Origin of the sequence: Alkalihalobacillus sp. FSL W8-0930 (assembly GCA_037965595.1) — a bacterium.
In the GTDB taxonomy this organism is placed as follows: domain Bacteria; phylum Bacillota; class Bacilli; order Bacillales; family Bacillaceae_D; genus Alkalicoccobacillus.
Genome location: CP150183.1, coordinates 111748 through 134114, shown reverse-complemented (window position 1 = coordinate 134114; position 22367 = coordinate 111748). Strand labels below are relative to the sequence as shown.

12 protein-coding genes, 9 tRNA genes and 5 rRNA genes are annotated in these 22367 nt (G+C 47.2%); all 26 read right to left on the bottom strand.

Translation table 11 applies throughout. From position 1 onward, the window contains the following. Nucleotides 1–23 precede the first annotated feature (23 nt). Nucleotides 24–2957 (bottom strand): 23S ribosomal RNA (locus NSQ54_00665). Nucleotides 2958–3196: 239 nt separating this feature from the next. Continuing rightward, nucleotides 3197–4748, bottom strand: a 16S ribosomal RNA gene (locus NSQ54_00660). A gap of 220 nt (nucleotides 4749–4968) precedes the next feature. Further along, nucleotides 4969–5044 (bottom strand) — tRNA-Ala (locus NSQ54_00655). Nucleotides 5045–5056: 12 nt separating this feature from the next. After that, nucleotides 5057–5133 (bottom strand) — tRNA-Pro (locus tag NSQ54_00650). An 8-nt stretch (nucleotides 5134–5141) separates the two neighbouring features. Then, nucleotides 5142–5218: transfer RNA gene (locus NSQ54_00645), tRNA-Arg, on the bottom strand. Nucleotides 5219–5229: 11 nt separating this feature from the next. Next, nucleotides 5230–5318, bottom strand: a tRNA-Leu gene (locus NSQ54_00640). A 31-nt stretch (nucleotides 5319–5349) separates the two neighbouring features. Beyond that, nucleotides 5350–5424: transfer RNA gene (locus tag NSQ54_00635), tRNA-Gly, on the bottom strand. 11 nt (nucleotides 5425–5435) lie between these two features. Continuing rightward, nucleotides 5436–5517: transfer RNA gene (locus NSQ54_00630), tRNA-Leu, on the bottom strand. 16 nt (nucleotides 5518–5533) lie between these two features. Next, nucleotides 5534–5606: transfer RNA gene (locus tag NSQ54_00625), tRNA-Lys, on the bottom strand. Between the two features lie 26 nt (nucleotides 5607–5632). Beyond that, a tRNA-Thr gene (locus NSQ54_00620) sits at nucleotides 5633–5705 on the bottom strand. A gap of 4 nt (nucleotides 5706–5709) precedes the next feature. Beyond that, nucleotides 5710–5785 (bottom strand) — tRNA-Val (locus NSQ54_00615). A gap of 15 nt (nucleotides 5786–5800) precedes the next feature. After that, nucleotides 5801–5916, bottom strand: a 5S ribosomal RNA gene (gene rrf / locus NSQ54_00610). A 94-nt stretch (nucleotides 5917–6010) separates the two neighbouring features. Beyond that, nucleotides 6011–8944, bottom strand: a 23S ribosomal RNA gene (locus NSQ54_00605). 239 nt (nucleotides 8945–9183) lie between these two features. Continuing rightward, nucleotides 9184–10735 (bottom strand): 16S ribosomal RNA (locus tag NSQ54_00600). The 16S, 23S and 5S rRNA genes sit together here with 9 tRNA genes alongside, the layout of an rRNA operon. Before the next feature lie 375 nt (nucleotides 10736–11110). Beyond that, the gene (gene lysS, locus NSQ54_00595) at nucleotides 11111–12601 is read right to left on the bottom strand and encodes a lysine--tRNA ligase (GenBank protein ID WYP26668.1); all 1491 of its coding nucleotides are present in this window, start codon (nucleotides 12599–12601) and stop codon (nucleotides 11111–11113) included. Nucleotides 12602–12682: 81 nt separating this feature from the next. After that, nucleotides 12683–12883, bottom strand: coding sequence for a helix-turn-helix transcriptional regulator (locus NSQ54_00590; protein ID WYP26667.1), 201 nt, complete (start codon nucleotides 12881–12883; stop codon nucleotides 12683–12685). Continuing rightward, complete coding sequence (gene folK, locus NSQ54_00585; protein WYP26666.1) at nucleotides 12871–13359, bottom strand: 2-amino-4-hydroxy-6-hydroxymethyldihydropteridine diphosphokinase; 489 nt, start codon at nucleotides 13357–13359, stop codon at nucleotides 12871–12873. Before folK ends, NSQ54_00590 begins: the two co-directional genes overlap by 13 nt. Next, nucleotides 13352–13723: a dihydroneopterin aldolase gene (gene folB / locus NSQ54_00580; GenBank protein WYP26665.1), complete on the bottom strand. Its 372-nt coding sequence runs from the start codon at nucleotides 13721–13723 to the stop codon at nucleotides 13352–13354. Before folB ends, folK begins: the two co-directional genes overlap by 8 nt. Nucleotides 13724–13727: 4 nt before the next feature. Next, on the bottom strand, nucleotides 13728–14543 hold the full coding sequence (gene folP / locus NSQ54_00575) for a dihydropteroate synthase (protein ID WYP26664.1): 816 nt from the start codon (nucleotides 14541–14543) through the stop codon (nucleotides 13728–13730). A 12-nt stretch (nucleotides 14544–14555) separates the two neighbouring features. Next, nucleotides 14556–15398, bottom strand: coding sequence for an aminodeoxychorismate lyase (gene pabC / locus NSQ54_00570; GenBank protein ID WYP26663.1), 843 nt, complete (start codon nucleotides 15396–15398; stop codon nucleotides 14556–14558). Beyond that, nucleotides 15383–15976: an aminodeoxychorismate/anthranilate synthase component II gene (pabA, locus tag NSQ54_00565; protein ID WYP26662.1), complete on the bottom strand. Its 594-nt coding sequence runs from the start codon at nucleotides 15974–15976 to the stop codon at nucleotides 15383–15385. Before pabA ends, pabC begins: the two co-directional genes overlap by 16 nt. Nucleotides 15977–15988: 12 nt before the next feature. Then, nucleotides 15989–17428, bottom strand: a complete 1440-nt coding sequence (gene pabB / locus NSQ54_00560) for an aminodeoxychorismate synthase, component I (protein ID WYP26661.1) — start codon at nucleotides 17426–17428, stop codon at nucleotides 15989–15991. A gap of 105 nt (nucleotides 17429–17533) precedes the next feature. Next, on the bottom strand, nucleotides 17534–18460 hold the full coding sequence (gene cysK, locus NSQ54_00555) for a cysteine synthase A (protein ID WYP26660.1): 927 nt from the start codon (nucleotides 18458–18460) through the stop codon (nucleotides 17534–17536). A gap of 114 nt (nucleotides 18461–18574) precedes the next feature. Further along, entirely contained in the window at nucleotides 18575–19453 is an 879-nt protein-coding gene (gene hslO, locus NSQ54_00550; GenBank protein WYP26659.1) for an Hsp33 family molecular chaperone HslO, read from the bottom strand. Between the two features lie 16 nt (nucleotides 19454–19469). Further along, nucleotides 19470–20240 (bottom strand): type III pantothenate kinase, encoded by a 771-nt coding sequence (locus tag NSQ54_00545; GenBank protein WYP26658.1) that lies wholly within the window; start codon nucleotides 20238–20240, stop codon nucleotides 19470–19472. Nucleotides 20241–20364: 124 nt separating this feature from the next. After that, complete coding sequence (gene ftsH / locus NSQ54_00540) at nucleotides 20365–22353, bottom strand: ATP-dependent zinc metalloprotease FtsH (GenBank protein ID WYP26657.1); 1989 nt, start codon at nucleotides 22351–22353, stop codon at nucleotides 20365–20367. Nucleotides 22354–22367: the final 14 nt, after the last annotated feature.

Sequence of the window (22367 nt, the reverse complement as noted above, 5' to 3'; positions counted from 1 at the left end):
TGCTCACACAGTCATACACCAAATTGGATAAGTCCTCGACCGATTAGTATCTGTCCGCTCCATGTGTCGCCACACTTCCACTCCAGACCTATCAACCTCATCATCTCTAAGGGGTCTTACTAGCTTACGCTATGGGAAATCTCATCTTGAGGGGGGCTTCATGCTTAGATGCTTTCAGCACTTATCCCGTCCACACGTAGCTACCCAGCGATGCTCCTGGCGGAACAACTGGTACACCAGCGGTGTGTCCATCCCGGTCCTCTCGTACTAAGGACAGCTCCTCTCAAATTTCCTGCGCCCGCGACGGATAGGGACCGAACTGTCTCACGACGTTCTGAACCCAGCTCGCGTGCCGCTTTAATGGGCGAACAGCCCAACCCTTGGGACCTACTTCAGCCCCAGGATGCGACGAGCCGACATCGAGGTGCCAAACCTCCCCGTCGATATGGACTCTTGGGGGAGATAAGCCTGTTATCCCCAGGGTAGCTTTTATCCGTTGAGCGACGGCCCTTCCATTCGGCACCGCCGGATCACTAAGCCCGACTTTCGTCCCTGCTCGACTTGTAGGTCTCGCAGTCAAGCTCCCTTATGCCTTTGCACTCTTCGAATGATTTCCAACCATTCTGAGGGAACCTTTGGGCGCCTCCGTTACTGTTTAGGAGGCGACCGCCCCAGTCAAACTGCCCACCTGACAATGTCCCTGACCCGGATCACGGGTCGAGGTTAGAATGTCAGCACCGTCAGGGTAGTATCCCACCAATGCCTCCACCGAAGCTGGCGCTCCGGTTTCAAAGGCTCCTACCTATCCTGTACAAACGATACCAACATCCACTATCAGGCTACAGTAAAGCTCCATGGGGTCTTTCCGTCCTGTCGCGGGTAACCTGCATCTTCACAGGTACTATAATTTCACCGGGTCTCTCGTTGAGACAGTATCCAAATCGTTACACCATTCGTGCGGGTCGGAACTTACCCGACAAGGAATTTCGCTACCTTAGGACCGTTATAGTTACGGCCGCCGTTTACTGGGGCTTCAATTCAGAGCTTCTCCCGAAGGATAACCCCTCCTCTTAACCTTCCAGCACCGGGCAGGTGTCAGCCCCTATACTTCGCCTTGCGGCTTCGCAGAGACCTGTGTTTTTGCTAAACAGTCGCTTGGATCTTTTCACTGCGGCTCTCTCGGGCTTGCACCCTAATAGAGCACCCCTTCTCCCGAAGTTACGGGGTCATTTTGCCGAGTTCCTTAACGAGAGTTCTCCCGCGCGTCTTAGAATTCTCTTCTCGCCTACCTGTGTCGGTTTGCGGTACGGGCACCTTCCACCTCGCTAGAGGCTTTTCTAGGCAGCGGAGGATCAGGGACTTCGGTACTAAATTTCCCTCGCTATCACTGCTCAGCCGAACGGAAAGCGGATTTGCCTACTTTCCAGCCTAACAGCTTAGACGCGCATATCCATCAGCGCGCTCACCCTACCTTTCTGCGTCCCCCCATTACTCAAACGGTGGAGAGGTGGTACAGGAATATCAACCTGTTGTCCATCGCCTACGCTTTTCAGCCTCGGCTTAGGTCCCGACTGACCCTGAGCGGACGAGCCTTCCTCAGGAAACCTTGGGCTTTCGACGGAGGGGATTCTCACCCCTCTTTTCGCTACTCATACCGGCATTCTCACTTCCAAGCACTCCACTAGTCCTCACGATCTAGCTTCGCTGTCCTTGGAACGCTCCCCTACCACGAACACCTAAGGTGTTCATCCATAGCTTCGGTGATACGTTTAGCCCCGTTACATTTTCGGCGCAGAGTCACTCGACCAGTGAGCTATTACGCACTCTTTAAATGGTGGCTGCTTCTAAGCCAACATCCTGGTTGTCTGGGCAACTCCACATCCTTTGCCACTTAACGTATACTTTGGGACCTTAGCTGATGGTCTGGGCTGTTTCCCTCTTGACTACGGATCTTAGCACTCGCAGTCTGACTCCCGAGGATAAGTACTTGGCATTCGGAGTTTGACTGAATTCGGTAATCCTGTGGGGACCCCTCGTCCAATCAGTGCTCTACCTCCAAGACTCTTCCCTCGAGGCTAGCCCTAAAGCTATTTCGGGGAGAACCAGCTATTTCCGAGTTCGATTGGCATTTCACCCCTACCCACACCTCATCCCCGCATTTTTCAACATGCGTGGGTTCGGGCCTCCATTCAGTGTTACCTGAACTTCACCCTGGACATGGGTAGATCACTCGGTTTCGGGTCTACGACGGCGTACTCAATTCGCCCTATTCAGACTCGCTTTCGCTACGGCTCCGCCTCATCAGCTTAACCTTGCACGACATCGTAACTCGCCGGTTCATTCTACAAAAGGCACGCCATCACCCGTTAATGGGCTCTGACTAGTTGTAGGCACACGGTTTCAGGATCTCTTTCACTCCCCTTCCGGGGTGCTTTTCACCTTTCCCTCACGGTACTGGTTCACTATCGGTCACTAGGGAGTATTTAGCCTTGGGAGATGGTCCTCCCGGATTCCGACGGGGTTTCACGTGTCCCGCCGTACTCAGGATACACTCCGGAGGAAACGAAGTTTCGGCTACGGGGTTGTTACCCTCTTTGACGCATCTTTCCAGATGCTTCACCTACTCCGTTTCTTTGTAACTCCAATGGAATGTCCTACAACCCCTGAAGGCAAGCCTTCAGGTTTGGGCTGTTTCCGTTTCGCTCGCCGCTACTCAGGAAATCGATTTTTCTTTCTCTTCCTCCGGGTACTTAGATGTTTCAGTTCCCCGGGTCTGCCTCCTCGTATCCTATGTATTCAGATACGGGTACCATTCGATTAAAAATGGTGGGTTCCCCCATTCGGATATCCTCGGATCAAAGCTCACTTACAGCTCCCCGAGGCGTTTCGCCGTTCGTCGCGTCCTTCTTCGGCTCCTAGTGCCAAGGCATTCACCGTGCGCCCTTCATAACTTAACCAAGTTAATTTCAGAACATCGCAAGATGTCATTCATCAAGTATGGTGTATATAGACTCGCTTTCATCTAACGATGATTGCGTTGTGTGTGTTTTGCATTGCACGATTTAGTTTTCAAAGAACCATGCCGACAGAAAGTCGGTCTTCGTTTGAATGAATAAGTTCATTCAAAACCGAACAAAAGCCAAAGCGTATTCACATCAGATAAACTGTGTGATCGACTAGAAGTAAAACTCCCTAGAAAGGAGGTGATCCAGCCGCACCTTCCGATACGGCTACCTTGTTACGACTTCACCCCAATCATCTGTCCCACCTTCGGCGGCTGGCTCCAAAAGGTTACCTCACCGACTTCGGGTGTTACAAACTCTCGTGGTGTGACGGGCGGTGTGTACAAGGCCCGGGAACGTATTCACCGCGGCATGCTGATCCGCGATTACTAGCAATTCCAGCTTCATGCAGGCGAGTTGCAGCCTACAATCCGAACTGAGAATGGCTTTATGGGATTGGCTTCACCTCGCGGCTTCGCAACCCTTTGTACCATCCATTGTAGCACGTGTGTAGCCCAGGTCATAAGGGGCATGATGATTTGACGTCATCCCCACCTTCCTCCGGTTTGTCACCGGCAGTCACCTTAGAGTGCCCAACTGAATGCTGGCAACTAAGGTCAAGGGTTGCGCTCGTTGCGGGACTTAACCCAACATCTCACGACACGAGCTGACGACAACCATGCACCACCTGTCACTTTGCCCCCGAAGGGGAAGCTCTGTCTCCAGAGTGGTCAAAGGATGTCAAGACCTGGTAAGGTTCTTCGCGTTGCTTCGAATTAAACCACATGCTCCACTGCTTGTGCGGGCCCCCGTCAATTCCTTTGAGTTTCAGCCTTGCGGCCGTACTCCCCAGGCGGAGTGCTTAATGTGTTAACTTCGGCACTACGGGCATCGAAACCCCTAACACCTAGCACTCATCGTTTACGGCGTGGACTACCAGGGTATCTAATCCTGTTTGCTCCCCACGCTTTCGCGCCTCAGCGTCAGTTACAGACCAGAGAGTCGCCTTCGCCACTGGTGTTCCTCCACATATCTACGCATTTCACCGCTACACGTGGAATTCCACTCTCCTCTTCTGTACTCAAGCCTCCCAGTTTCCAATGGCCGCTTGCGGTTGAGCCGCAAGATTTCACATCAGACTTAAAAGGCCGCCTGCGCGCGCTTTACGCCCAATAATTCCGGACAACGCTTGCCACCTACGTATTACCGCGGCTGCTGGCACGTAGTTAGCCGTGGCTTTCTGATGAGGTACCGTCAAGGTACCGCCCTATTCGAACGGTACGTGTTCTTCCCTCATAACAGAGCTTTACGAGCCGAAACCCTTCATCACTCACGCGGCGTTGCTCCGTCAGACTTTCGTCCATTGCGGAAGATTCCCTACTGCTGCCTCCCGTAGGAGTCTGGGCCGTGTCTCAGTCCCAGTGTGGCCGATCACCCTCTCAGGTCGGCTACGCATCGTCGCCTTGGGGAGCCGTTACCTCTCCAACTAGCTAATGCGCCGCGGGCCCATCTCATCGTGAGAGCAAGAAGCCCTCTTTTAATCCAGCACCAGGAGGTGCTAGATGTTATCCGGTATTAGCCCCGGTTTCCCGGAGTTATCCCAGTCGATAAGGTAGGTTGCCCACGTGTTACTCACCCGTCCGCCGCTAACGTTTTTGAAGCAAGCTTCAAAAACGTCCGCTCGACTTGCATGTATTAGGCACGCCGCCAGCGTTCGTCCTGAGCCAGGATCAAACTCTCCATAAAAGTGGTGAGTTGATTGCTCAACTGCTGGCGTTGATGTTACCATCAACTTTCCAATTGCGTAGCTTACGCTACGACTTTTTAATACTTATGAGATATCTTGTATCTCTTCGTACGCTTGGCTTTTGTTCAGTTTTCAAAGAACTTGTTTGCCGCTCATTTGGCGACTTTCATATCTTAACAAACCGCTAAATGTTTGTCAAATACTTTTTTTAAAAAATATTGGTGGAGCCTAGCGGGATCGAACCGCTGACCTCCTGCGTGCAAGGCAGGCGCTCTCCCAGCTGAGCTAAGGCCCCAAAAGAATAAGATGGTCGGGAAGACAGGATTTGAACCTGCGACCCCTTGGTCCCAAACCAAGTGCTCTACCAAGCTGAGCTACTTCCCGATCTATAATGGCGCGCCCGAGAGGATTCGAACCTCTAACCGCTTGATTCGTAGTCAAGTACTCTATCCAGTTGAGCTACGGGCGCATATAATATTATGGTGCCGAGGGCCGGACTTGAACCGGCACGGTAATCACTTACCGCAGGATTTTAAGTCCTGTGTGTCTGCCAATTCCACCACCCCGGCACGAGAGGTACGGACACACTAAAACAAATTATGGAGCGGAAGACGAGATTCGAACTCGCGACCCCCACCTTGGCAAGGTGGTGTTCTACCACTGAACTACTTCCGCAGCTTAATTGATGCGGGTGAAGGGACTTGAACCCCCACGTCATAAGACACTAGATCCTAAATCTAGCGCGTCTGCCAATTCCGCCACACCCGCATATAAAATTAAGAAGTGAGCCATGAAGGATTCGAACCTTCGACCCTCTGATTAAAAGTCAGATGCTCTACCAACTGAGCTAATGGCTCATATATATAACATGTAATTAAAACAGTGCCGGCCAGAGGACTTGAACCCCCAACCTACTGATTACAAGTCAGTTGCTCTACCAATTGAGCTAGGCCGGCTCAATGGTGGAGGATGACGGGCTCGAACCGCCGACCCTCTGCTTGTAAGGCAGATGCTCTCCCAGCTGAGCTAATCCTCCACTATTAAAATTACAGCCCGGCAACGTTCTACTCTCGCAGGGGGAAGCCCCCAACTACCATTGACGCAGAAGAGCTTAACGGCCGTGTTCGGCATGGGAACGGGTGTGACCTCTTCGCTATTGCCACCGGACTATTAGACTGCCAACCACTTACGTGTTTGTTGTCTACTTGAAAGAATATGATTCCTTCAAAACTAAATCGTGCTCACACAGTCATACACCAAATTGGATAAGTCCTCGACCGATTAGTATCTGTCCGCTCCATGTGTCGCCACACTTCCACTCCAGACCTATCAACCTCATCATCTCTAAGGGGTCTTACTAGCTTACGCTATGGGAAATCTCATCTTGAGGGGGGCTTCATGCTTAGATGCTTTCAGCACTTATCCCGTCCACACGTAGCTACCCAGCGATGCTCCTGGCGGAACAACTGGTACACCAGCGGTGTGTCCATCCCGGTCCTCTCGTACTAAGGACAGCTCCTCTCAAATTTCCTGCGCCCGCGACGGATAGGGACCGAACTGTCTCACGACGTTCTGAACCCAGCTCGCGTGCCGCTTTAATGGGCGAACAGCCCAACCCTTGGGACCTACTTCAGCCCCAGGATGCGACGAGCCGACATCGAGGTGCCAAACCTCCCCGTCGATATGGACTCTTGGGGGAGATAAGCCTGTTATCCCCAGGGTAGCTTTTATCCGTTGAGCGACGGCCCTTCCATTCGGCACCGCCGGATCACTAAGCCCGACTTTCGTCCCTGCTCGACTTGTAGGTCTCGCAGTCAAGCTCCCTTATGCCTTTGCACTCTTCGAATGATTTCCAACCATTCTGAGGGAACCTTTGGGCGCCTCCGTTACTGTTTAGGAGGCGACCGCCCCAGTCAAACTGCCCACCTGACAATGTCCCTGACCCGGATCACGGGTCGAGGTTAGAATGTCAGCACCGTCAGGGTAGTATCCCACCAATGCCTCCACCGAAGCTGGCGCTCCGGTTTCAAAGGCTCCTACCTATCCTGTACAAACGATACCAACATCCACTATCAGGCTACAGTAAAGCTCCATGGGGTCTTTCCGTCCTGTCGCGGGTAACCTGCATCTTCACAGGTACTATAATTTCACCGGGTCTCTCGTTGAGACAGTATCCAAATCGTTACACCATTCGTGCGGGTCGGAACTTACCCGACAAGGAATTTCGCTACCTTAGGACCGTTATAGTTACGGCCGCCGTTTACTGGGGCTTCAATTCAGAGCTTCTCCCGAAGGATAACCCCTCCTCTTAACCTTCCAGCACCGGGCAGGTGTCAGCCCCTATACTTCGCCTTGCGGCTTCGCAGAGACCTGTGTTTTTGCTAAACAGTCGCTTGGATCTTTTCACTGCGGCTCTCTCGGGCTTGCACCCTAATAGAGCACCCCTTCTCCCGAAGTTACGGGGTCATTTTGCCGAGTTCCTTAACGAGAGTTCTCCCGCGCGTCTTAGAATTCTCTTCTCGCCTACCTGTGTCGGTTTGCGGTACGGGCACCTTCCACCTCGCTAGAGGCTTTTCTAGGCAGCGGAGGATCAGGGACTTCGGTACTAAATTTCCCTCGCTATCACTGCTCAGCCGAACGGAAAGCGGATTTGCCTACTTTCCAGCCTAACAGCTTAGACGCGCATATCCATCAGCGCGCTCACCCTACCTTTCTGCGTCCCCCCATTACTCAAACGGTGGAGAGGTGGTACAGGAATATCAACCTGTTGTCCATCGCCTACGCTTTTCAGCCTCGGCTTAGGTCCCGACTGACCCTGAGCGGACGAGCCTTCCTCAGGAAACCTTGGGCTTTCGACGGAGGGGATTCTCACCCCTCTTTTCGCTACTCATACCGGCATTCTCACTTCCAAGCACTCCACTAGTCCTCACGATCTAGCTTCGCTGTCCTTGGAACGCTCCCCTACCACGAACACCTAAGGTGTTCATCCATAGCTTCGGTGATACGTTTAGCCCCGTTACATTTTCGGCGCAGAGTCACTCGACCAGTGAGCTATTACGCACTCTTTAAATGGTGGCTGCTTCTAAGCCAACATCCTGGTTGTCTGGGCAACTCCACATCCTTTGCCACTTAACGTATACTTTGGGACCTTAGCTGATGGTCTGGGCTGTTTCCCTCTTGACTACGGATCTTAGCACTCGCAGTCTGACTCCCGAGGATAAGTACTTGGCATTCGGAGTTTGACTGAATTCGGTAATCCTGTGGGGACCCCTCGTCCAATCAGTGCTCTACCTCCAAGACTCTTCCCTCGAGGCTAGCCCTAAAGCTATTTCGGGGAGAACCAGCTATTTCCGAGTTCGATTGGCATTTCACCCCTACCCACACCTCATCCCCGCATTTTTCAACATGCGTGGGTTCGGGCCTCCATTCAGTGTTACCTGAACTTCACCCTGGACATGGGTAGATCACTCGGTTTCGGGTCTACGACGGCGTACTCAATTCGCCCTATTCAGACTCGCTTTCGCTACGGCTCCGCCTCATCAGCTTAACCTTGCACGACATCGTAACTCGCCGGTTCATTCTACAAAAGGCACGCCATCACCCGTTAATGGGCTCTGACTAGTTGTAGGCACACGGTTTCAGGATCTCTTTCACTCCCCTTCCGGGGTGCTTTTCACCTTTCCCTCACGGTACTGGTTCACTATCGGTCACTAGGGAGTATTTAGCCTTGGGAGATGGTCCTCCCGGATTCCGACGGGGTTTCACGTGTCCCGCCGTACTCAGGATACACTCCGGAGGAAACGAAGTTTCGGCTACGGGGTTGTTACCCTCTTTGACGCATCTTTCCAGATGCTTCACCTACTCCGTTTCTTTGTAACTCCAATGGAATGTCCTACAACCCCTGAAGGCAAGCCTTCAGGTTTGGGCTGTTTCCGTTTCGCTCGCCGCTACTCAGGAAATCGATTTTTCTTTCTCTTCCTCCGGGTACTTAGATGTTTCAGTTCCCCGGGTCTGCCTCCTCGTATCCTATGTATTCAGATACGGGTACCATTCGATTAAAAATGGTGGGTTCCCCCATTCGGATATCCTCGGATCAAAGCTCACTTACAGCTCCCCGAGGCGTTTCGCCGTTCGTCGCGTCCTTCTTCGGCTCCTAGTGCCAAGGCATTCACCGTGCGCCCTTCATAACTTAACCAAGTTAATTTCAGAACATCGCAAGATGTCATTCATCAAGTATGGTGTATATAGACTCGCTTTCATCTAACGATGATTGCGTTGTGTGTGTTTTGCATTGCACGATTTAGTTTTCAAAGAACCATGCCGACAGAAAGTCGGTCTTCGTTTGAATGAATAAGTTCATTCAAAACCGAACAAAAGCCAAAGCGTATTCACATCAGATAAACTGTGTGATCGACTAGAAGTAAAACTCCCTAGAAAGGAGGTGATCCAGCCGCACCTTCCGATACGGCTACCTTGTTACGACTTCACCCCAATCATCTGTCCCACCTTCGGCGGCTGGCTCCAAAAGGTTACCTCACCGACTTCGGGTGTTACAAACTCTCGTGGTGTGACGGGCGGTGTGTACAAGGCCCGGGAACGTATTCACCGCGGCATGCTGATCCGCGATTACTAGCAATTCCAGCTTCATGCAGGCGAGTTGCAGCCTACAATCCGAACTGAGAATGGCTTTATGGGATTGGCTTCACCTCGCGGCTTCGCAACCCTTTGTACCATCCATTGTAGCACGTGTGTAGCCCAGGTCATAAGGGGCATGATGATTTGACGTCATCCCCACCTTCCTCCGGTTTGTCACCGGCAGTCACCTTAGAGTGCCCAACTGAATGCTGGCAACTAAGGTCAAGGGTTGCGCTCGTTGCGGGACTTAACCCAACATCTCACGACACGAGCTGACGACAACCATGCACCACCTGTCACTTTGCCCCCGAAGGGGAAGCTCTGTCTCCAGAGTGGTCAAAGGATGTCAAGACCTGGTAAGGTTCTTCGCGTTGCTTCGAATTAAACCACATGCTCCACTGCTTGTGCGGGCCCCCGTCAATTCCTTTGAGTTTCAGCCTTGCGGCCGTACTCCCCAGGCGGAGTGCTTAATGTGTTAACTTCGGCACTACGGGCATCGAAACCCCTAACACCTAGCACTCATCGTTTACGGCGTGGACTACCAGGGTATCTAATCCTGTTTGCTCCCCACGCTTTCGCGCCTCAGCGTCAGTTACAGACCAGAGAGTCGCCTTCGCCACTGGTGTTCCTCCACATATCTACGCATTTCACCGCTACACGTGGAATTCCACTCTCCTCTTCTGTACTCAAGCCTCCCAGTTTCCAATGGCCGCTTGCGGTTGAGCCGCAAGATTTCACATCAGACTTAAAAGGCCGCCTGCGCGCGCTTTACGCCCAATAATTCCGGACAACGCTTGCCACCTACGTATTACCGCGGCTGCTGGCACGTAGTTAGCCGTGGCTTTCTGATGAGGTACCGTCAAGGTACCGCCCTATTCGAACGGTACGTGTTCTTCCCTCATAACAGAGCTTTACGAGCCGAAACCCTTCATCACTCACGCGGCGTTGCTCCGTCAGACTTTCGTCCATTGCGGAAGATTCCCTACTGCTGCCTCCCGTAGGAGTCTGGGCCGTGTCTCAGTCCCAGTGTGGCCGATCACCCTCTCAGGTCGGCTACGCATCGTCGCCTTGGGGAGCCGTTACCTCTCCAACTAGCTAATGCGCCGCGGGCCCATCTCATCGTGAGAGCAAGAAGCCCTCTTTTAATCCGGCACCAGGAGGTGCTAGATGTTATCCGGTATTAGCCCCGGTTTCCCGGAGTTATCCCAGTCGATAAGGTAGGTTGCCCACGTGTTACTCACCCGTCCGCCGCTAACGTTTTTGAAGCAAGCTTCAAAAACGTCCGCTCGACTTGCATGTATTAGGCACGCCGCCAGCGTTCGTCCTGAGCCAGGATCAAACTCTCCATAAAAGTGGTGAGTTGATTGCTCAACTGCTGGCGTTGATGTTACCATCAACTTTCCAATTGCGTAGCTTACACTACGACTTTTTTATACTTATGAGATATCTTGTATCTCTTCGTACGCTTGGCTTTTGTTCAGTTTTCAAAGAACTTGTTTGCCGCTGTTCTTTGCGACTTTTCAATGTTAACAAATCTCATTTAACTTGTCAACAAGTATTTTTTCGACGCCGTTTCGTTCTTGGCGACAAGAAATAATATACCACCCTGGTAAAAAGAATGCAACTACTTTTCGAAAAATAATTAAAAGAATTTCAAAATGCATATGTAGTGGCTCCACTTAACTATTAGCTATAGCAAGTGAAGCCATTACCTATGTCTACTTCCCTACTCTTTGTTTCTCATTTGAGGGAAGAGAAGAACATCACGAATAGAAGGAGAATTCGTAAGTAGCATTACAAGACGGTCAATACCAATTCCTAGACCACCTGTAGGAGGCATACCATATTCAAGAGCTTCAATAAAGTCATCATCCATCATGTGTGCTTCATCGTCACCCTGCTCACGTTCAACTAATTGTTGTTCAAATCGTGCACGTTGATCGATTGGATCATTTAATTCGGTAAACGCATTTGCGTGTTCACGCCCAACGATAAATAACTCAAAGCGGTCTGTGAATCTCTCGTCTTCTGGATTTTTCTTAGCCAATGGAGAAATAGCCAGAGGATGTCCATAAATAAACGTCGGTTGAATCAATGTTTCTTCGACAAAGTGTTCAAAGAATTCGTTAACCACATGACCATAGCTCATCGTTTCTTTAACAGGAACGTTGTGCTCTTTAGCAAGTTCACGAGCCTCTTCGTCCGTCATTTGCTTCCAGAAGTCTACACCTGTTTGTTCTTTAATAGCATCTACCATATGAACTCTTCTCCATTCAGGAGTAAGGTCTACCTCGTAATCACCATATTGAATAACCGTTGAACCTAATACTTCTTTTGCAATATGAGCAACGAGATTTTCTGTTAAGGCCATGATGTCTTTATAATCTGCATATGCTTCATACAATTCAATCATTGTAAATTCAGGGTTATGACGTGTTGATACCCCTTCATTTCTGAAGACACGACCAATTTCGTATACTTTCTCGAGTCCACCGACAATAAGTCTCTTAAGGTGCAATTCAATCGCAATACGCATGTAGAGAGTCATATCAAGTGTATTATGGTGAGTAATAAATGGTTTAGCTGATGCTCCTCCAGCTATTGAGTGCATCATCGGTGTTTCTACTTCTAAATATCCTTGATCATCTAAATATCTGCGCATCGATTGTAGGATACGGCTGCGTACAATAAATGTATCACGCACATCAGGCGTTACGATCAAATCAACATAGCGCTGACGGTAGCGTTGTTCAACATCTTTTAATCCGTGGAATTTATCAGGTAGTGGACGTAGCGACTTACTTAAAAGCTTCAAATCGGTTACTTTTAATGATAGTTCTCCTACATTTGTTTTAAACGCTGTACCTGACACACCAACGATGTCCCCAATATCAAGTGAGTTAAATAATGCATATTGGTCTTCTCCTATAGCATCTTTACGAACATAGATTTGGATTTGTCCAGTTAAGTCCTGAATATGAGCAAATCCCGCTTTCCCTTTACCGCGCTTAGTCATTACACGACCAGCTAAAACAGCTGGTGCATCTTTTTCACTGAGCTCATCCTTAGAGAACTCATCAAACTCCTCCGTCATTTGTACTGAGGAGTGCGTACGTTCAAATTTATGTCCGAACGCATCAATTCCTTGCTCTTCAAGCTGCTTTAATTTGTCACGTCGTACTGCTAACAAATCATGCAATTCTAGTTCTTCACTCATGCCTTCTTCATCTCCTAAATGATAGTAGCCAGGTTACCAGTTACTTCTCTATAGTTGTTCTCCCTTTGTCTTTCAAAAGCATTAAGGGCGTAATTCTTCAATTGATATACCTAATATAGATGCAATGTGACCAATCAACTGTTCATCCGGGCTGCGTGTATCACGTTCTATTTCGCCTAACACAGAAACGGATACCCCAATTTCTTTAGCAAAGCTTTCTTGAGTGTACCCCTTCAATTTACGAAATGCACGAATACGCCTGCCCCAGTTTAAGGTTTCCACATTCGTACACCCTCTTTGTCCTGTAGTTGATTATACACTTCTTTTAGAGTCACTCCCTGTAAGTCAAAGCTCAAATCGGGAGCAAGCTCAAGTAATGGGATAATAACAAATGAACGTTGCCACATTCTTGGGTGTGGAAGGGTTAGACTCTCCATCTTCATATTTTCTTGATCATATAGAAGAATGTCAAGGTCTATTGTTCTTGGTCCCCATCTAATTTCGCGCTTTCTCCCCAACTGATTCTCGATTTGTTGCGTTTCTGCTAAAAGCTCAATCGGCGACAGGGTCGTGTTCAAACAGACAACTAGATTTAAGAAGGACGGCTGATCGACATACCCAACGGGATCCGTCTCATAGATGGAAGAGACAGCTGTCACTTCACTATCCTTCATTAATCGCAGCTTACTTATCGCTTTCTCTAAATAACCAATTCGACTCTCCATATTTGAGCCAAGCGATATATATACGTTAGGCATTACCTGCTCTAACCCTTGTCATCTCTATTGATACAGAGTCGTAGTGGCCTGGTATTGGAGGGTCTGGCTTAATCAATACGACTGTACATTGATTTAAAATGGGATATGCAGAAAACAATTCTTTTGTGATGGAGTCTGCCACAGCTTCTAGGAGCTGCTTGGGTTCCCCCTCTATGATTTTCTGAACTCTTGCATAAACGTCCCCATAATCAATTGACTTAGTTAGGTCATCTGTGGATGCGGCCTCTGATAAATCAAGCTCAAGTGTTAAATCGACCTGAAAACGTTGACCTAGCTTTTGCTCTTCAGCAAAGACCCCATGATACCCATAAAATTTCATTCTGTTTAACCGAATTTTGTCCATACTTTTAGTGCTCCTTCCCAAGCAAAGCATCCATCATCTTCGCCATTCGACTCATTTCCTTTACATCGTGTACTCGGATAATAGACGCGCCTTTGGAGATCCCCAGGCAATTCGCCGCCCCTGTTCCTTCTAGCCGATCATCTACAGGAAGATCCAATGCTTTAGAAATAAACGATTTCCTAGAAACCCCGAGTAACACAAGGTACCCAAGTTTAGTGATTTCGTCGAGTCTACGTATCACTTCTAGATTTTGCTCATAGGATTTCACAAACCCCACACCTGGATCTAAAATGATCTGTTCATCCGAGACCCCTGCTTCCTTGCAAAGGGTAATACTTTCCTTTAAGTCAGATAGAACATCTTCCATAAAGTTCTCGTACTCACGGTCTGCGCGATTATGCATTAAAATAATCGACGCTCCGTTCTGAGCTGCAACCTTGGCCATATTTACGTCTGCCTTTGCCCCCCATACATCATTAATGATGGAAGCACCGGCTTGAAGTGCACGTTCAGCTACCTCTGCCTTATATGTATCAATAGATAGCGGAACATCCACTTCCTGTACAAGCGCTTCTATTACTGGAATGACTCTTCGTAATTCTTCTTCTTTACTAACCTTATCTGCACCCGGTCTAGTAGACTCGCCGCCGATGTCAATGATATCCGCACCTGCTTCGACTAATTCACGAGCTCGTTTTACCGCTAGCTCCACTTCGTTATACCGACCACCATCAGAAAACGAATCCGGGGTAATGTTCAATATACCCATAATTTGTGTAGCGCCTAGTTGCGCAGGATCGATTGCTTGTCCATTTGCCATACGTTAACACTCCTATTCGGCAATGCTCCATCGCCACGTAGCTTCCTTTTTGTACACCTGTTGAAGTGAGTCTAAGAGTGAATGATCTTTATACTGCTTCACATCACAACTCTCCACTTTCACTATTTCTTGAATGGAGTTTGTTAGGAACACTGCATCTGCCTCCAGCAACGTCTCATGAGGGTACATTCCTTCAATTAGTTGGACTCCCTGTCTGATCAACAACGCCATCACGTATTGTCTAGTGATCCCATCCAAAATTCCTGTATCTAGCGAAGGTGTATAGACTGTATCTCCTTTTAACCAGAAGATGTTTGACGTAACGCCTTCTGCAACCCAACCCTCTTGAGTTAGAAAGATCCCCTCTGTATTCGCCACAGGCCCTAGCTCTCGTTTCGCAAGAACATTATTTAGATAATGATGAGATTTCAATCGGTACTCACCCTCCGGCGTATTACGTCGGAGCTTCAATACACTGATCGCTTTACTTCTACCCAAAGGAGGAAGAGGCTTCATCATTACCGCAACAGTTGGTTCCAGGTAACGACCTGTATACAATCCGAGACCCTCGTCTCCAGCTGACACATTCCACCTTACGTATGCGTCCTCTATTTTATTTAAACGGGCTAGCTCTTGAAGGATGTCGGTTGCTTGGTCCTTTGAAATCGTCCAATCGATACCGATCTGCTCTAACCCTTGTCCCATACGTTGAAAATGGTCATCCAATAAAAAAGGATGACCGTTATATAAGCGAAAGGTTTCAAATAATCCTAATCCATAAAGGAAACCATGATCAAAAAGCGACACCGTAGCGATACTCTCATCTACATACTTGCCATTTAAATAGACGAACATGCTTGATTTCCTGAATGAGTTTCAACAAAATTACGCAGTAGCTGCTTGCCATCTCCAGTCATAATCGATTCCGGATGAAATTGAACGCCCTCGATCGCTAACTCTTTGTGACGGATGGCCATAATTTCTCCCTCTTCTGTTTCAGCTGAGATCTCAAAACAAGCTGGTAACGTTTCACGCTTCACGATGAGAGAATGATACCGGGTTGCTGTGATAGGAGATGGAAGATCTTTAAAAACGGACCTGCCATCATGCTTCATTTCAGATGTTTTCCCGTGCATTAACCGCTCCGCACGTACAACATCTCCGCCAAACACTTGCGCAATGGACTGATGACCCAAGCACACTCCGAAGATCGGAAGTTTTCCAGCAAAATGGCGAATCGCTTCTAAGCTGATGCCCGCTTCATTTGGACTACATGGTCCAGGTGAAATCATTAAGATTGCTGGATTAAGCTCTTCAATCTCTGATATGGTAATCTGGTCATTTCGTTTAACTACAAGCTCCTGGCCCATCTCACCTAAATATTGAACAAGGTTATACGTAAATGAATCATAGTTATCAATCATAAGAATCATAGTTATTCCTCCTCAGCTCATCTGTGTTTCTGTTATACACTCTTCTTCGCTCAACTCTAGCGCACGCCATAATGCACGCGCCTTTTTAAATGATTCTTTGTATTCGTGATGCGGATTGGAATCACTCACAATACCCGCACCTGCTTGAACATGTGCCTGGTTGTCATGACAAACCATTGTTCGAATGGTGATGTTAAGCTCCAAATCCCCATGAAAACCGAGCCAGCCAATTGCACCTGTGTATACACCTCTTCGAACAGGCTCAAGCTCTTCAATGATCTCCATCGTTCGTACTTTTGGAGCTCCAGTAATGGTCCCTCCAGGAAAAACTGCCCGAATCACATCATAATTCGAGTGCTCCTCTGCAAGCTCACCAACTACATTTGATACAAGATGCATAACATGTGAATATCGCTCGATGACCATTAATTCATCGACCTTAACTGTACCATAGCTTGAGACACGACCTAGGTCATTACGCTCAAGATCCACAAGCATCACATGCTCTGCCCGTTCTTTCTCATTGGCAAACAAAGAGTTTGCAAGCTCTTGATCCTCTTCTTCTGTTTTGCCGCGAGAACGAGTGCCTGCAATAGGTCTTGTACTTAGTTGATTGCCTTGTTTTTTCACAAGCAATTCAGGAGATGCACTGACAAGCTGGAACCCCGGTGTTTCCATATATGCCATATAAGGTGAGGGATTCAATGTTCTTAGCTTCTCATACACATGCATCGGTGAAACAGTGAGTGGTTTGGTTTCCCTAAGGGACAGGTTCACCTGAAAAACATCACCTTGTGCGATATATGCTTTAATCTTATTCACCGCGTCTACGAACTCTTGTTCTGACATGCTGGAATGGGATGATTTGTTTGTGTGGGACTTCCTCCAAACCGGCTTAACACCTACGTCTTTTAGCCACTGACTCTTATACTCTTCTAAACGAGTCCCAAGTTCTGATTCGTTTTCTCCATTCACACATACATAAAGCTTCTCTTGATGATGATCATAGACAAACACATCTTCAAACAACATAAGATACACTTCAGGTAATGGTAGATCATCTTCTGCCTGTGTTGGGATTTGCTCCATCTCTCTCATCAGATCATAACTAAAGTACCCAATCGCTCCTCCACTAAAAGGAATCCCCTTAATGGACTCAGCAGGATCAATCATATAAGGCCTCATCGCTGATTCAAGACTTTTAAGTAATGGCCCCTGCCAAACGTGCTTTTTGTGATTAATCTCAAGCGTCAATGTCTGATCATGACCCTCAAGTATCGCAAATGGATCGAGACCCATTATACTATACCGACCACCGCGCCCACTCTCAAGCAGAATATGGTGCTCGGAGTGGCTCGCCATTTGCTGATACTTTTTAAACCACTCTTCTTTTTTAAATGAAAATGAAATTGCCCTTGTAATTCTGGATGTCGTTGAGTTCAATGTTGACATCTCACCTTCTCCCTTTTAACCGTCAGATATGGCTTCTATTTTACATGACATCGAACCATAAGAAAAGGCAGTCCCGTGTTATGGACTGCCTTTTTGTATAGACGTTTACTCTTCTTCAAATTGATAAAGAGCTGTACTTAGATATCTTTCTCCATTTGATGGAATAATCGCTACGACCTTTTTGCCTGGTCCAAGCTTTTTGGCTACTTCAAGTGCAGCATAAATGGCTGCCCCAGAAGAAATTCCACCTAAAATACCTTCTTCTCTTGCTGCCTTACGAGCAAATTCAAAGGATTGCTCTGTAGATACTTGAACCACTTCATCATACACGTCTTGGTCAAGAATCTTTGGTACAAACCCAGCACCGATTCCTTGAATCTTGTGAGGACCCGGACTACCACCAGAAAGGATTGGAGAATCTTTTGGTTCAACGGCAACCACTTTAAGTTCAGGGAAATGTTCTTTTAAGAAACCACCTGCACCTGTAATTGTTCCGCCCGTTCCAATTCCTGAAACAAAAGCGTCGAGCTGGCCATCTACTTGCTCAAGCAACTCTTTTCCTGTTGTGCTGCGATGAATAGCTGGGTTCGCTTCATTCTCAAACTGTTGCGGCATAAAGTAGCCGTGCTCATTTGCAAGTTCCGTTGCTTTGCGAATGGCCCCACCCATACCTTCTGGTCCAGGAGTGAGTACAACTTCTGCCCCGTATGCACGTAGAAGATTGCGACGCTCTAAGCTCATCGTTTCAGGCATAACTAAGATAGCTTTAAATCCTTTCGCTGCAGCAACCATTGCAAGACCAATTCCCGTGTTCCCACTTGTAGGTTCAACAAATGAATCACCAGGCTTGATTTTTCCAGCTTCCTCAGCAGCTTCTAGCATAGCGAGACCAATACGATCCTTTACACTACTACCCGGATTATAATATTCCAATTTCAAATAAACATCAGCATGTTGATCCGTCGTTAACCTATTTAATTTCACTAAAGGTGTGTTTCCAATTAAATCGAGAACAGAATTGACAGCAGTCATAATGAGCCTCCTTAATTCCTAGTAAATTTATTGGTTTTATAAGTTGATACTATCAGAACTCTACTTATAAGTCAATGAATCTACGAAATGAAAAAGAAGGATTTTACATTTTTATTAAACGGCTTGTTCGTTTAATTCTTCAAGCTCAGCACTTGTAAAGTGATACTGCTCGTTACAGAAGTGACAGACTGTTTCTGCTTCACCATCTTCTTCAATCATTGCCGTAATTTCAGCTTGACCTAAGCTGATAATCGCATTAGCAATTCGCTCTTTTGAGCAAGTGCATTTAAAGACAACAGGCGTTTTTTCATGAATCGTAACGGATTCTTCACCTAAAAGAGAATACAGAATTTCTTCAGGTGGCATTCCAAGCTCGACAAGTTTAGAGATAGGCGGAATCGTAGATAAGCGCTTCTCAATCTCGTCAATCACAGCATCGTCTGCACCAGGCATTAATTGAAGAATAAATCCTCCGGCAGCTTGAACTGTATTATCCGGATTAACCAAAACTCCAACTCCAACTGATGATGGTGTTTGCTCAGAGTTTGCGAAGTAATACGTAAAGTCTTCACCAAGCTCACCTGAAACAATTGGCACACTTCCTGTAAAAGGTTCGCGCAATCCAAGATCTTTAACAACGGAAAGTGTTCCGGTTGTACCTACAGCTCTTGCTACATCTAATTTCCCGTGTTCATTTAAATCAAAGTGAGTTTGAGGCTTGGAAACATATCCACGCGTTTCACCTTTTGCGTTACTATCTGTGACAATGGCACCAATTGGGCCGCCACCTTCTACTTTTACTGTAAGCTTTTCTTCGCCTTTAAGCATCATACCCATCATTGAGCTTGCCATCATCGTACGACCAAGAGCCGCTGTTGCTGTTGGCCATGTTCCTTGTCTTCGTACAGCTTCATTTACCATATCTGTTGCAACCAGCGCATACGCACGAACCTTTCCGTCAAACGCTGTTGATTTTACTAAATAATCGTTCATATATTTCATCTCCACTCTAGATGTTTTTTTCGTAAATGGCCTTAAGACCTTTTAACGTTAAGTAGGGGTCTACAATATCAATCATAGACGATTCGGGTGCCAATAATTCAGCAAGACCACCTGTTGCGATCACTTTCGGCTTTACGGCTAAACGGGATTCCTTATGAATACGGGAGAGAATCGCTTCCACTCCTCCAATATAGCCATAAAATGTACCTGCTTGCATGGCATGAACCGTATTCTTACCGAGCATTGATTTTGGTTTTGTTAATTCTATTTTAGGAAGCTTTGAAGCTCTCATATATAGCGCTTCTGCCGATACTGCCATTCCAGGAGATATGGCCCCTCCGACATATTGTTCCTTATCGTTAATGTAACAATACGTAGTTGCTGTTCCAAAATCAACAATAATCGCAGGCGACTCGTAATGAGTCAACGCCCCAACTGCATTTGCAATTCGATCTGCGCCAACCTCACGAGGATTCTCATAAAGGATGTTTAATCCTGTTTTCACCCCTGGACCAACAATTAGCGCCGTCTGATTCATATACATCTTACACATCAGTTCAAGCGTGTGCATGATGGGTGGAACCACCGAAGAAATCGCGATTCCACTAATATCTGAAAACGTTATATGTACATCTGCAAACATTGACTTGACCAAAACTGCATATTCATCAGCAGTCTTCTGTCGATCTGTTGCCATGCGCCAAGAGCGAATACATTCATTTTCTCTATATACACCAAACACGATTGATGAATTTCCAACATCCATGACAAGAATCATCTTTCTCACCATCCTCGCTGATTCGTTTTATATTATGCGTGCAAATGATCTTTTTGGCAAAGATCGTGCCTAGTCATAGAAAAAGAAGATGCCCGAGGCGGGCATCTTCTCTTATGCTTAGGAATTACCGACGATCGGTATCCTGGCTTCCACCATCAGCTGGTGGTTCATTTTGATTTTGATCCAGGTTTGTTGTTTCTTCGTATGGAGTTCCTTCAGCGCGATCCTCTTGTTTTCCATTAATGTTCACTTTCAGATCAGAGTCGCCTAGCTTATTTCCGTGATGATTCTCCGGAAGCTTTCCTTCGTTGACAAGGGAAAGAATTTGCTCAGCATCCAATGTTTCGAGCTCGATTAATGATTCAGCAACACGATCTAACGCGTCTTTATGTTCTAAAAGGATTTGTCTACATCTTTCGTAAGCATCCTTAATGATTTTTTGAACTTCCATATCAATTTCGTGAGCAATCGCATCACTGTAATTTTGTTCGTTTTGGATGTCACGTCCTAGGAATACTTGACCACCAGATGATTGACCAAATTGCATTGGTCCTAGCTTTTCACTCATTCCATATTCCGTTACCATCTTACGAGCAATACCTGTTGCACGTTGGAAATCATTATGCGCCCCAGTACTTACTTCACCAAATTGAATTTCCTCAGCCACACGGCCTCCGAGTAAACCAACGATCTTGTCGATTAATTCCGGCTTCGTCATAAAGTAACGATCTTCTTTAGGTAACATCATGGCATATCCGCCAGCCATTCCACGAGGAACAATCGTTACCTTGTGAACAATGTCAGCACCTTCTAGCTTCACACCAACAACCGTGTGACCAGCTTCATGCCAAGCAACAATGTTTTTCTCTTTTGCAGAGATCACACGTGTTTTCTTAGCAGGTCCTGCAATGACACGATCAATCGCTTCTTCAACATGAGACATACCAATCTTTGTTTGGTTGTCTCGTGCAGCGACAAGAGCCGCTTCGTTTAGAAGGTTTTCAAGATCTGCACCTGAGAAACCAGGTGTTCTCGTTGCAATTACATCAAGTTTTACATCATCGCCTAGTGGCTTGTTTTGCGCATGAACAACAAGAACCTGCTCACGTCCTTTTACATCAGGGCGGTTTACTTGAATTTGACGGTCAAATCGTCCAGGACGAAGTAATGCCGGATCTAGAATATCTGAGCGGTTTGTTGCCGCAATGATAATAATCCCTTCGTTTGCACTAAATCCATCCATCTCAACAAGAAGTTGGTTAAGTGTTTGTTCACGTTCATCGTGTCCACCACCAAGGCCGGCACCACGCTGACGACCAACTGCATCAATCTCATCAATAAAGATGATACAAGGCGCATTTTTCTTAGCATTCTCGAATAGATCACGCACACGAGAAGCCCCTACCCCAACAAACATCTCTACGAAGTCAGAACCACTGATCGAGAAGAATGGCACGCCTGCTTCACCTGAAACAGCACGAGCAAGTAGAGTTTTACCTGTTCCTGGAGGTCCTACTAGAAGAACACCTTTTGGAATACGAGCACCAATTGCAGCGAACTTACGTGGATCCTTAAGGAACTCCACAACCTCAACAAGTTCGGCTTTCTCTTCATCTGCACCGGCTACGTCCTTAAACTTAGCTTTTTTCTTATCATCGCTCACCATTTTAGCCTTACTCTTACCAAAGCTCATGACACGGTTACCGCCACCCTGCGCTTGGCTCATAAGGAAGATGAATAATATGATAATGATTACAAATGGAATAAGAGAGGTGAAAATTGCCACCCAGCTGTTTGTTTCATCAGCAGGCTGGATCTCTAAGTTACTCTGTGCTTGCGCGAGTAGTTCAGAGGTTTGCTCACTACGAAGTACGTACGTTTCGAAAAACTCATCTTCTTCGGCACCAACAAGCTGTCCACGCACCAGATATACATCTCGTTCTGGTTTTATACTAAACGTTTCTACATTTCCTTGCTCAAGCTGTTCAGTAAACTGATTGTAATTTAATTCTTCAACAGTATTTTGATCTGTATTAATCACACTTACAATCCCAATAATCACCAAGAAAATAAGCAGATAAAAGATCGTATTTCTAAACACCCGATATTTCATTCTAGACCTCCTCC

Coding starts and splice junctions, on each gene's coding strand:
- lysS (WYP26668.1), bottom strand. CDS start 12,601: ATGAGTGAAGAACTAGAATTGCATGATTTGTTAGCAGTACGACGTGAC.
- folK (WYP26666.1), bottom strand. CDS start 13,359: ATGCCTAACGTATATATATCGCTTGGCTCAAATATGGAGAGTCGAATT.
- folB (WYP26665.1), bottom strand. CDS start 13,723: ATGGACAAAATTCGGTTAAACAGAATGAAATTTTATGGGTATCATGGG.
- folP (WYP26664.1), bottom strand. CDS start 14,543: ATGGCAAATGGACAAGCAATCGATCCTGCGCAACTAGGCGCTACACAA.
- pabC (WYP26663.1), bottom strand. CDS start 15,398: ATGTTCGTCTATTTAAATGGCAAGTATGTAGATGAGAGTATCGCTACG.
- pabA (WYP26662.1), bottom strand. CDS start 15,976: ATGATTCTTATGATTGATAACTATGATTCATTTACGTATAACCTTGTT.
- pabB (WYP26661.1), bottom strand. CDS start 17,428: ATGTCAACATTGAACTCAACGACATCCAGAATTACAAGGGCAATTTCA.
- cysK (WYP26660.1), bottom strand. CDS start 18,460: ATGACTGCTGTCAATTCTGTTCTCGATTTAATTGGAAACACACCTTTA.
- hslO (WYP26659.1), bottom strand. CDS start 19,453: ATGAACGATTATTTAGTAAAATCAACAGCGTTTGACGGAAAGGTTCGT.
- NSQ54_00545 (WYP26658.1), bottom strand. CDS start 20,240: ATGATTCTTGTCATGGATGTTGGAAATTCATCAATCGTGTTTGGTGTA.
- ftsH (WYP26657.1), bottom strand. CDS start 22,353: ATGAAATATCGGGTGTTTAGAAATACGATCTTTTATCTGCTTATTTTC.